The sequence below is a fragment of the Kribbella sp. NPDC003557 genome (genome assembly GCF_040610805.1).
GTDB lineage: Bacteria > Actinomycetota > Actinomycetes > Propionibacteriales > Kribbellaceae > Kribbella.
In genome coordinates, this window is sequence record NZ_JBEXMY010000002.1 from 1,199,525 (window position 1) to 1,209,018 (window position 9,494).

A 9,494-nucleotide genomic window follows, 5' to 3' on the forward strand; every position below is an offset into this window, starting at 1 on the left:
TCTCAGACTTTTTCTCCTCCACAGTTGTGCATTAGAGAAATCGCAGGTCAGGGGCCGGTTGTGGGTTCTCGTCCGCAGCTATCCACAGGGTTGTGCCCAACCTGTGCACAGCCCGTAGCGGGGTTATCCACGATTCGTCCACAGGGGGTGTGGACGACCGAGTGGCCAACGGCGCGGCGACCGGCGTACGGTCGCGAGGCCGCTGTCAGGAGCAGCTCCGGAAACTGTCGGTGGGCCGTGGCTATGGTTCGAGCAGGTGTTCGAACCCGGTCCGGTGGTGGCTGGGGCAGCGGCGGGACGAGGAGGTCGGACGAAGTGAGCGTGGCGGAGTTCCGCGGGGGCCAGGACGGCGGCCACGAAGAGCGCCGGCCGGAGATGGGCTTCGACCGCACCCCTCCCCAGGATCTCGCGGCCGAGCAGTGCGTGCTCGGCGCGATGATGCTGAGCAAGGATGCGATCGCCGACGTGATCGAGAACCTGCGCGGCACGGACTTCTACCGGCCGGCGCACGAGGTCGTCTTCGACGCGGTCACCGATCTGTACGCCCGGGGTGAGCCGGCCGACGCCATCACCGTCGCGGCCGAGCTGACCAAGCGCGGCGAGATGACCCGGATCGGCGGCGCGCCGTATGTGCACACCCTGGTCGCGTCCGTCCCGCTCGCGGCCAACGCCAGCTACTACGCGCACATCGTCCGGGAGAAGGCGATCCTGCGCCGCCTGGTCGAGGCCGGCACCAAGATCGTCCAGCTGGGGTATGCGGGTGAGGGCGAGGTCGACGACGTCGTCGACGAGGCGCAGGCCGAGATCTACTCGGTCACCGAGAAGCGCACCGCCGAGGACTACGCGCCGCTGAAGGACATCATGGAGGGCGCCCTCGACGAGATCGAGGCGATCGACTCCCGCGGTGACGCGATGGTCGGCGTGCCGACCGGCTTCACCGACCTCGACGAGCTGACCAACGGCCTGCACCCCGGCCAGATGATCATCGTCGCCGCCCGGCCCGCGATGGGGAAGGCGCTCGCGCTCGACACCCCGCTGCCGACGCCGACCGGCTGGACGACGATGGCCGAGGTCGCGGTCGGCGACCAGTTGCTGGACGCCGACGGGCTGCCGACGACCGTGGTCGCGGCGACCGAGGTGATGGTGGACCGGCCGTGCTTCCGGCTGTCGTTCTCCGACGGCAGCACGATCGTCGCCGACGCCGAGCACCAGTGGCGCGTCGAGGACGGCGGCCGCCCGGTGGTCTGCACGACCGCCGACCTGTTCACGGCGATGTCGGCGAGTCCCGGGCTGACACCGCCGATCCCCGGGTCGGCGCCGCGGCAGATCACCGGGCACGGCTTCCCGGCCGCGCTGCACGGCGAGGGCGAGCGGCGGCTCGAGTGGGTCGACCCGGTCGACAGTGTGCCGGTGCGCTGCGTCGAGGTCGACAACGCCGACCATCTGTATCTGGCCGGCAAGACGATGATCCCGACCCACAACTCCACCCTCGGCCTGGACTTCGCCCGGTCCTGCTCGATCAAGCACGGCCTGACCTCGTGCATCTTCTCGCTGGAGATGAGCCGCAACGAGATCACCATGCGACTGCTGTCGGCGGAGGCGAAGGTCCCGCTGCACCACATGCGCAACGGCAAGATGACCGACGAGGACTGGGCCCGCCTGGCCCGCAAGATGGGCGAGGTCTCCGAGGCCCCGCTGTTCATCGACGACTCGCCGAACCTCACGATGATGGAGATCCGTGCCAAGGCCCGCCGCCTCAAACAGCGCCACGACCTCAAGCTGATCGTCATCGACTACCTGCAGCTGATGACATCGGGCAAGAAGGTCGAGTCCCGCCAGCTCGAGGTCTCCGAGTTCTCCCGGTCGATCAAACTCCTCGCCAAGGAACTCGAGCTCCCGGTCGTCGCGATCTGCCAGCTGAACCGAGGCTCCGAACAACGCTCCGACAAACGCCCCATGGCCTCCGACCTCCGCGAGTCGGGCTCGCTAGAGCAGGACGCCGACGTCGTCATCCTGCTGCACCGCGAGGATGCGTACGAGCGTGAGTCGACCCGTCCCGGTGAGGCGGACTTCATCGTCGCCAAACACCGGAACGGGCCGACCGCCGACGTGGTGGTCGCGTTCCAGGGGCACTACTCACGCTTCGTGGACATGGCCCACGACGGCTGACCCGGTCAGAAACGCTGGACGGCGACGAAGAGCGCCAGGGCGAGGAGGACGGCGTTCACCGCGACGGTCGAGAACTCGGAGCGGCGGGCGTGGGTGATGATCGCGCCGGTCATGACGACGGCCAGGCCGATGGCCGCGGCCGGGACGAGCCAGGTGGCGACGTCGAGGACGCGGGGGAGGATCAGTCCGGCGGCGCCGGCGATCTCCGCGATGCCGATGACCTTGATCAGTTCGATCGGGAACGGTGCCGCCCAGCCCATCCGGGGGTTGCCGGCCAGCGACGCCTTCGTGGCCGGCACCTTGGTCACGCCGGACAGCAGGAACAGCGCGGCGAGCAGTCCGGAGACGATCCAGACCGCGACGTTCATGCGGCGACCGGTTCGGCGACGCGGATCTGCTTCAGGGCGGCAGCCCACGCCTCGAGCTGGTCGAACAGGACGGTGGCCTGGTCGGCGTACTGCGGGCCGGGCTTGAAGGTGCTGAAGTTCTCGAAGTCGGTGAACAGGGAGAAGGACAGCTGCTGCCGCACGTCGGCCAGCTGAAGCTCCGCGCTGATCGCGCGCAGGTGCTCGATCGCCCGCGCCCCGCCGAGCGAGCCGTACGACACGAAACCCGCGGCCTTGTTGTTCCACTCGCCGTACAGGTAGTCGATCGCGTTCTTCAGCACGCCGGACGTGGAGTGGTTGTACTCCGGCGTGACGAACACGAACCCGTCGTACGCCGCGATCTTCTCCGCCCAGGCCTTGGTGTGGGCGCCGGCGTACTGCCCGGCCGCCGGCGGCATCGCCTCGTCGAGGTGCGGCAACGGGTAGTCGAGCAGATCGATCAGCTCGTACGTCGCACCGCTGCGACGCTCGGCCTGGGTCAGCACCCAGTCGGCCACCGCCTTGCCGTTGCGTCCGGGCCGGGTGCTGCCGAGGATGACCGCGATCTTCAGGTCGCTCATGATTCCTTCACAGGGTTGACTTGAATGTTCATGTCATCACCCACGATAGGCCGACTCACATGAACGTTCAAGTCATTGCGTCGGTGGCTATGCTGCAGCCATGGGGAGCGAAGCGACCGAGCCTCGCTGGCTGACGGCCGACGAGCTCGAGACCTGGAAGACGCTGCAGCTGATGATGGCGCTGCTCACGGGCGCGCTCGGTGAGCAACTGCAGCGCGACTCCAACCTGAGCTTCCTGGAGTACTACGTGCTGGCCGGCCTGTCCGACCAGCCCGACCACACCATGCGCCTGAGCCAGCTCGCGGTCCTCACCAACTCCGAGCTCTCCCGGCTGTCACACCTGATGCGCCGCCTGGAGAACCGCGGCCTGGTGCGCCGCGAATCCGACCCCTGCGACGGTCGCTTCACGAATGCGATCCTCACGCCCGACGGCTACGCGGAGCTCGTGAAGGCCGCGCCGGCGCATGTCGAGCTGGTGCGCCAACTGGTCTTCGACCCGCTGACCGAGACCGACCGCCGCGCGCTCCAGAAGGCGCTGTCCAAGCTGCTCCCGGGGTTGCTCGGCGAGTGTTAGCGGTCCTTCCAGAGGTCGGCCGAGATGGATTCCTGCGCGAGCAGGCGCAATGACGCGATCAAGGTCTCGCCGAGGATCGTGCCGATCACGACCGACTCGGCGAGCTGGTCACGGGTCGGGTTCTTGGTGACGCCCTCGATCTCGATCCGGGCGAAGCGTTCGACCGCGTCCGCGTAGTCGTCGAGGTGCGCGACCAGACCCTCCTGTCCGAGCGTGCGGAGGGCCGCGACCGTGTCGACGAGCGTCGCCAGGGCGGGAGCATCCGCCTCCACGGACCAGCCGCGGGCCGCGATCAGGTCGCGGACCTGGGTCGTCGCTGCGGTCCGGGCCTCGTCGGTGGCGGACAGGCGGCGGGTGGGGGTGAGGGCGCGATGGGCGCGCCCGATCTGCTCGTGCAACGGCTCGGTGTCGGCGTCGAGTGACTCGAGGATCTCCTTCACGGTGGCGACCGGGACCTGCGCGAGCTCGATCAGGGCGCGGATCAGCCGGAGCCGGCGCAAGTGCGCGTCGCCGTACGACGCCTGGTTCGGGCTGCTGAGTTCGCCCGCGGGTAGCAGGCCTTCGCGCAGGTAGTACTTGATCGTCGGCACCGGGACGCCGGTGGCCTTGCTCAGTTCCCCGATTCGCATCGCTTGCCTTCCTGTTGTCTGTGATGGATAGTATCAGTATCCATAAGCGGATACTCCCACTATCCATAAGGAGGCGAGTCGGTTGATCCCGCTCGTACTGATCCTGGGCACCCTCGGGTTCCGGGCGCTGGGCGCGCTCGGCGTCCGGCGGTTCCGCACCTGGCCGGTCGCCGCCGCGCACGCGATGGCGGTGATGCTGGTGCTGACCGCGAGCGCGCACTTCGTCCCGGCGAGCGTGACGGTGATGCCCAACCACGCCGACATGGTGCGGATGGTCCCGCCGTTCCTGCCGTACGCCGGCGCGCTCGTCTACCTGACCGGCGTCCTCGAACTGCTCGGCGCCGTGGGCCTGGTGGTCGCAGCAACCCGCCAGGCCGCCGGCTACGCACTGGTCGCGCTGTTCGTCGGCCTGCTGCCGGCCAACATTCACGCCGCCGTCGCCGACGTGCCGTTCGCCGGCGGGGAGGCGACGCCACTGTGGCAGCGCATCCCCGAACAGATCCTGTATCTCGCCGTTGCCCTCTGGGTAGCGCGCAGCTCCCGCGCAACCGCGCCCGTGAAGGAAGAGGTCTACGCATGACCGACGCGTCCCGCGTCATCGCCGGTGTCATCCTGCTCACGATCGTGACGATCCAGTTCGGCGGCTACTTCATGACCAAGATCGTCCGCGGTCAGGTGCCGATGACCGGGTTCCAGAAGTCGTTCGCCCGGGCCGGTCACGCGCACGCCGGCGTCCTCGTCATCCTCAGCCTGGTCGGCCTGCTGTACGTCGACCAGACCGGGCTGAGCGGATTCTGGCTGTGGGTCGCGCGGCTCGCGATCCCGATCGCGGCGATCCTGATGTCCGGCGGGTTCTTCGCCTCGTCGGCCGGCAAGGACCGCACCGAACCGAACCAGTTCCTCTGGGTGCTGTGGCTCGGCGCGGCCTCACTCGCCGTCGGTGTGCTGACCCTCGGCGTCGGCCTGATCGTTGCCTAGCGCAAATGCTCGGGCGAGGCGTTCGCCGGCCGACGTGATCAGCGCGGACGTCTCCGGGGTCGCCCGGTCGACGGTGAACGGGCCGAGGGCGGCGATCGCGGCGACCTGGGTCAGCAGGAGGGCCGGGGTGTCGGCGCTGAAACGGACGGTGCACGATGCGGGCCCGAGCGGCTCGACGATGCCGCGGACGACTCCTTCGAAGGTCGAGGTGACCGCGTCGGCCGGCGCCTCGACCGTCAGTTCGACAGTGTGCTCGTACTGCGCCGACACGAAGGACTCCAGCAGGTAGGACGGTCCGTCCAGCACCCGCGGCGTGAAGCGATGCAACGCCGGCGTGACGGAGCTGATCCGGTCCACGCGGAAGATCCGCCAGTCGTCGCGCGCCGGATCGAACGCCAGTAGGTACCAGCGCCACGACAAGGTCAGTAGCTGATGCGGCTCCACCCGCCGCCGCGTCGGACCGCGTTGCCGGCCGTGATAGTCGAAGGCAACGATCTCGTGGTTGCGGCAGCAGCGCGCCAGGACGGCGAGCACGCCCGGATCGACCTGCGGGACGCCGGGCCGCGGGATCGCCTCCGCGGCCGAACTCACCGCCGCGAGCTGGGGCCGCAGGCGCGCGGGCAGGACCTGCTCCAGTTTGGCCAGCGCGCTCATCGAACTGTCGGCCATCCCGCTCACGCCGCCGCCGGCCGCGCCGACCAGTCCGAGCGCGACCGCGATCGCCTCGTCGTCGTCGAGTTGCAGCGGCGGCAGGTGCGTCCCCGAGCCGAGCCTGTACCCGCCCGCGGTCCCGGTCGTGCCGGTGACGGGGTAGTCCAGCGAGCGCAGCCGCTCGACGTCCCGCCGTACCGTTCGCTCGGTGACACCGAGGCGGTCGGCGAGCTCGTGGCCCGACCACTCGCGACGGCTCTGCAGCAGCGACAGCAGCCGGAGCATCCGGCCAGGCATCTCCTTGCGGGCGCTCATCGACACATCATCCCTTGCGGACAAGATGTGTCCGCAAGGCCCTCTAGCGTGATCTGCATGATGCTGACGACGACGAGCAAGGGGTACGACGAGGCGCGGCTCGGGTTCCAGCGGCGGGATCCGCATCGACCCGAGGTGGTCTTCGCGTTGACGAGCGCGGCCGAGGTCGAGGAGGCGGTGCGGTACGCGATCGACCACGACCTGGGGATCGCCGTGCAGGCTGCCGGGCACGGTCTGACGCGGGGGATCGACGGTGGCGTCCTGATCGCGACCCGCGGGTTCAACGGCGTGACGGTCGACGCGCAGGCCAGGACCGCGTGGGTCGAGGCGGGTGCGACCTGGCGGGACGTGCTCGACGCGTCCGCGCCGTACGGCCTCGCGCCGCTGTCGGGCAGCGCGCCGGGCGTCGGCGCGATCTCGTACACGCTCGGCGGCGGGCTCGGGCTGATGGCCCGCCGCTTCGGGTACGCCGCTGACCATGTCCGGCGGATCGAGGTGGTGACCACGGACGGCGTACGGCGCGACGCAGGGGAGGACCCCGACCTGTTCTGGGCGCTCCGCGGCGGTGGCGGGAACTTCGGGGTCGTGACCGGGATCGAGGTCGACCTGTTCGATGTGCCGACGCTGTACGGCGGCAGCCTGTACTTCGACCTCGCCGAGCACCCGACGGTGCCGGAGGTGTGGCGGGAGTGGACCCGGACCGTCCCGGAGGAGGTGACGTCGGCGATCGCGATCCTGCCGATGCCGGACATCCCGCAGGTGCCGGCACCGCTGCGCGGCAAGTATGTCGGCCAGGTGCAGCTCGCGATCCTCGGCGATCGCGGCGAGCAACTGATCGAACCGCTACGCGCCGTCGGCGAACCGCTCCTGGACACCGTGGGCGACCTGCCGTACGTCGACTCCGGGCGGATCTTCGCGGAGCCGGAGCGCCCCGACAGCTACAGCTCCTGCAATGTGCTGCTCAAAGATCTCGACGCACTCGACACGTTGCCCGGGCTCGCCGGGCCGGGCGCGTCCCGGATGTACGTGATCGGCATCCGGCACCTCGGCGGCGCCCTCTCCCGGCAACCCGAGATCCCGAACGCGGTCGGTCACCGCGACGCGGCGTACTCGCTGACCGTGCTCACACCGGGCGACGGTGACGCCGGTCGGGAGGTGCTCGAACCCTGGCGCGCGTCGACGATCGGCCGGGCGCTCAACTTCACGTTCGAGCACCTGACAGCCGAGGAGGTCGCCGAGGCGTACGACGACTCCAGCCGGCTCGCGAAGCTCAGGCGCCGCTACGACCCGGACCGCCGCCTCCAGCCGAATCACCAGCTCTAGCGATCAGCTCCTCGACCAGGGCGCCCTTGCCGGAGACGTACGCCGTCCGGTCGGTGGTGAGCAGGTGCGCCAGCTCGCGCTTGCGGGCGGCGTACCGCTCCCGGTCCGCGGCGTTCGCCCGCAGGTGGTCGCGGAGCAGCACGTGGTCCTGGTACGCCTCGTTGCCTTCGACAACGACGTACAAGTGGTGGTAGTGCACGGCGTCCGGGGGCAGCGCGAAGGCTTCCCGGCCGGGGATGCCCAGGTCGCCCTCGTGGCGATAGCCGGCCGCCTCCAGCCGGGCGATCGCCGTCGGCACCAGCTCGGCGGACGCGACGACGACGTCGACGTCGATGATCGGCTTCGCCGCCAGACCGGGCACCGCCGTACTGCCGACGTGCTCGACGGCGACATCGGCGACATCGGCGATATCGGCCAGATCGGCGAGGTACGGCGTGAGTCGCGCGCGGATCTCCTCGAACCACAGCGGCCAGTGCGGGTCGTAGTCCACGACCTCGGCCGGGACGATCACAGCGCAGCCGTCACGTCGATCTCGACGAGCTGCCCCGGGAAGCCGAGTTGGGCGACGCCCAGCAGCGTGCTCGCCGTGGTGAAGGCGGGCGCGAGCGGCGACGCGTTGAGTTGGGTCCAGACCGCGCTCAGCTCTTCGCGGTTCGGGCTGGCCACGTAGATCACCGTGCGGACGACGTCCTCCGGTGTGGCACCCGCGGACTTCAGTGCGGTCAGGATGTTCGCGATCACCTGCTCGGTCTGCCCCTCGAGCCCGCCTCCGGCCAGTTCGCCGGACGGTTGCAGGGGACACTGCCCGGCCAGGTAGATCAGGGTGCCGGCCTGGACACGTGTCACGTGGTGGTACCCGGGCGTGGCATGCAGTCCGTCCGGGTTGCTCCGCTCGATCGTCACGCCTCGACCCAACGCGATTCCTCAGCTCCGGGTCAACAGATTTAGCACGTACCGGCGCTGCCACGGCGTCTCCACCGCGTGCTTGTCGAAACGCTCCCGGACGTAGCCGACGGCCTGGTCCGCGGGCACACCGTCGAGGACGGCGAGACACGCGAGCGCCGTACCGGTCCGTCCGCGCCCGCCGCCGCACGCGAACTCGACCCGGCCGGTCGCGGTCCGCTCCAGCGCCTCGCGGAAGACCGTCAACGCCTGGGCGCGGTCGGTGGGCAGCCGGAAGTCCGGCCACTTGATCCAGCGCGTCTCCCACGGCACGTCCGGCGGTTCCTTGCCGAGCAGATACACGCCGTACGTCGGGTACGGCTCTGCCGCCGGGCCGTGCCGCAGACCGCGTCCGCGGACGAGCCGACCCGACGGCAGCTCCATCACTCCTGGTGTGTCCTTCTCCCAGTGACCCACAAGGTCAAACTACAAGGCGATCCTCGGTCGAGGTGGAGAACAGGTGCAGCTTCTCCGGGTCCGGCGCCAGGTGGACGACGGTGCCCTTGTCGTTGTGCAGCCGGGTGCCGATCCGGGCGATGATCTGGTCGCTGGTGTGCTCGGCGGTCCCGTACAGGTACGCGTCCGAGCCGAGCTCCTCGATCACCGAGACCTTCACCGGCAGGCCGTCGTCGGCGAGGTGGAACGCCTCCGGCCGGATGCCGATCGTCAGCGTCTTGTCGTCGCCGGCCTTGGCCAGCACGTCGCGGGCGATCGGGACGACGTAGTCGCCGACCTTCGCGCCGCCGTCGGTGATCTCGGCGGTGATCAGGTTCATCGCCGGCGAGCCGATGAAGCCGGCCACGAACTTGTTCCGCGGGCGGTCGTAGAGGTTCAGCGGGGTGTCGACCTGCTGCAGCACGCCGTCCTTCAGGACCGCGACCCGGTCGCCCATCGTCATGGCCTCGACCTGGTCGTGGGTGACGTAGACGGTGGTGACACCGAGCCGGTGCTGCAGCTCGGCGATCTG

Annotated in this window: 13 protein-coding genes; 5 read left to right on the forward strand and 8 right to left on the reverse strand. The window is 69.6% G+C overall.

Annotated elements, in window-relative coordinates:
- Window positions 1-375: 375 nt before the first annotated feature.
- Window positions 376-2,169 (forward strand): replicative DNA helicase, encoded by a 1,794-nt coding sequence (dnaB, locus tag ABZW60_RS11770; RefSeq protein WP_355475884.1) that lies wholly within the window; start codon window positions 376-378, stop codon window positions 2,167-2,169.
- A 5-nt stretch (window positions 2,170-2,174) separates the two neighbouring features.
- Here the strand turns inward: dnaB and ABZW60_RS11775 are convergent, their stop codons facing one another.
- Together ABZW60_RS11775 and ABZW60_RS11780 are read right to left on the reverse strand one after the other, a co-directional pair.
- On the reverse strand, window positions 2,175-2,537 hold the full coding sequence (locus ABZW60_RS11775) for a DoxX family protein (RefSeq protein WP_355475812.1): 363 nt from the start codon (window positions 2,535-2,537) through the stop codon (window positions 2,175-2,177).
- Window positions 2,534-3,115, reverse strand: a complete 582-nt coding sequence (locus tag ABZW60_RS11780) for an NAD(P)H-dependent oxidoreductase (protein ID WP_355475814.1) — start codon at window positions 3,113-3,115, stop codon at window positions 2,534-2,536. Before ABZW60_RS11780 ends, ABZW60_RS11775 begins: the two co-directional genes overlap by 4 nt.
- Window positions 3,116-3,215: 100 nt before the next feature.
- On the opposite strand from ABZW60_RS11780, the gene ABZW60_RS11785 reads away from it, so the two are divergent.
- Window positions 3,216-3,689: a MarR family transcriptional regulator gene (locus ABZW60_RS11785; protein WP_355475816.1), complete on the forward strand. Its 474-nt coding sequence runs from the start codon at window positions 3,216-3,218 to the stop codon at window positions 3,687-3,689.
- Here the strand turns inward: ABZW60_RS11785 and ABZW60_RS11790 are convergent.
- Window positions 3,686-4,318, reverse strand: a complete 633-nt coding sequence (locus ABZW60_RS11790) for a MerR family transcriptional regulator (RefSeq protein ID WP_355475818.1) — start codon at window positions 4,316-4,318, stop codon at window positions 3,686-3,688. The genes ABZW60_RS11785 and ABZW60_RS11790 overlap by 4 nt on opposite strands.
- Before the next feature lie 82 nt (window positions 4,319-4,400).
- Between ABZW60_RS11790 and ABZW60_RS11795 the strand changes: the two genes are divergently transcribed.
- Window positions 4,401-4,898: a hypothetical protein gene (locus ABZW60_RS11795; RefSeq protein WP_355475820.1), complete on the forward strand. Its 498-nt coding sequence runs from the start codon at window positions 4,401-4,403 to the stop codon at window positions 4,896-4,898.
- Window positions 4,895-5,296 carry a hypothetical protein gene (locus tag ABZW60_RS11800; protein ID WP_355475822.1) on the forward strand — a complete coding sequence of 134 codons (402 nt, stop codon included), beginning with the start codon at window positions 4,895-4,897 and terminating at the stop codon, window positions 5,294-5,296. Before ABZW60_RS11795 ends, ABZW60_RS11800 begins: the two co-directional genes overlap by 4 nt.
- On the opposite strand, the gene ABZW60_RS11805 is transcribed toward ABZW60_RS11800, so the two are convergent.
- Window positions 5,246-6,262 (reverse strand): WYL domain-containing protein, encoded by a 1,017-nt coding sequence (locus ABZW60_RS11805; RefSeq protein ID WP_355475824.1) that lies wholly within the window; start codon window positions 6,260-6,262, stop codon window positions 5,246-5,248. The genes ABZW60_RS11800 and ABZW60_RS11805 overlap by 51 nt on opposite strands.
- Before the next feature lie 57 nt (window positions 6,263-6,319).
- On the opposite strand from ABZW60_RS11805, the gene ABZW60_RS11810 reads away from it, so the two are divergent.
- Complete coding sequence (locus ABZW60_RS11810; RefSeq protein ID WP_355475826.1) at window positions 6,320-7,585, forward strand: FAD-binding oxidoreductase; 1,266 nt, start codon at window positions 6,320-6,322, stop codon at window positions 7,583-7,585.
- On the opposite strand, the gene ABZW60_RS11815 is transcribed toward ABZW60_RS11810, so the two are convergent.
- From ABZW60_RS11815 to ABZW60_RS11830, 4 genes are all read right to left on the reverse strand, one after another.
- Entirely contained in the window at window positions 7,533-8,096 is a 564-nt protein-coding gene (locus tag ABZW60_RS11815; protein WP_355475828.1) for a GrpB family protein, read from the reverse strand. The genes ABZW60_RS11810 and ABZW60_RS11815 overlap by 53 nt on opposite strands.
- The gene (locus tag ABZW60_RS11820) at window positions 8,093-8,488 is read right to left on the reverse strand and encodes a RidA family protein (protein ID WP_355475830.1); all 396 of its coding nucleotides are present in this window, start codon (window positions 8,486-8,488) and stop codon (window positions 8,093-8,095) included. The genes ABZW60_RS11815 and ABZW60_RS11820 overlap by 4 nt, the downstream gene beginning before the upstream one ends.
- A 21-nt stretch (window positions 8,489-8,509) precedes the next feature.
- A complete protein-coding gene (locus ABZW60_RS11825) occupies window positions 8,510-8,944 on the reverse strand; it encodes a protein-tyrosine phosphatase family protein (RefSeq protein ID WP_355475831.1) in 435 nt (144 codons plus the stop codon).
- 4 nt (window positions 8,945-8,948) lie between these two features.
- Window positions 8,949-9,494 (reverse strand): TOBE domain-containing protein (locus ABZW60_RS11830; RefSeq protein ID WP_355475833.1); only part of this gene is annotated, 546 nt, incomplete at its 5' end.

What these genes read in the sequence shown, in the direction of transcription:
- dnaB (WP_355475884.1), top strand. Translation starts at nt 376, where the DNA reads ATGGGCTTCGACCGCACCCCTCCCCAGGATCTCGCGGCCGAGCAGTGC.
- ABZW60_RS11790 (WP_355475818.1), bottom strand. Translation starts at nt 4,318, where the DNA reads ATGCGAATCGGGGAACTGAGCAAGGCCACCGGCGTCCCGGTGCCGACG.
- ABZW60_RS11805 (WP_355475824.1), bottom strand. Translation starts at nt 6,262, where the DNA reads ATGAGCGCCCGCAAGGAGATGCCTGGCCGGATGCTCCGGCTGCTGTCG.
- ABZW60_RS11800 (WP_355475822.1), top strand. Translation starts at nt 4,895, where the DNA reads ATGACCGACGCGTCCCGCGTCATCGCCGGTGTCATCCTGCTCACGATC.
- ABZW60_RS11810 (WP_355475826.1), top strand. Translation starts at nt 6,320, where the DNA reads ATGATGCTGACGACGACGAGCAAGGGGTACGACGAGGCGCGGCTCGGG.
- ABZW60_RS11780 (WP_355475814.1), bottom strand. Translation starts at nt 3,115, where the DNA reads ATGAGCGACCTGAAGATCGCGGTCATCCTCGGCAGCACCCGGCCCGGA.
- ABZW60_RS11775 (WP_355475812.1), bottom strand. Translation starts at nt 2,537, where the DNA reads ATGAACGTCGCGGTCTGGATCGTCTCCGGACTGCTCGCCGCGCTGTTC.
- ABZW60_RS11785 (WP_355475816.1), top strand. Translation starts at nt 3,216, where the DNA reads ATGGGGAGCGAAGCGACCGAGCCTCGCTGGCTGACGGCCGACGAGCTC.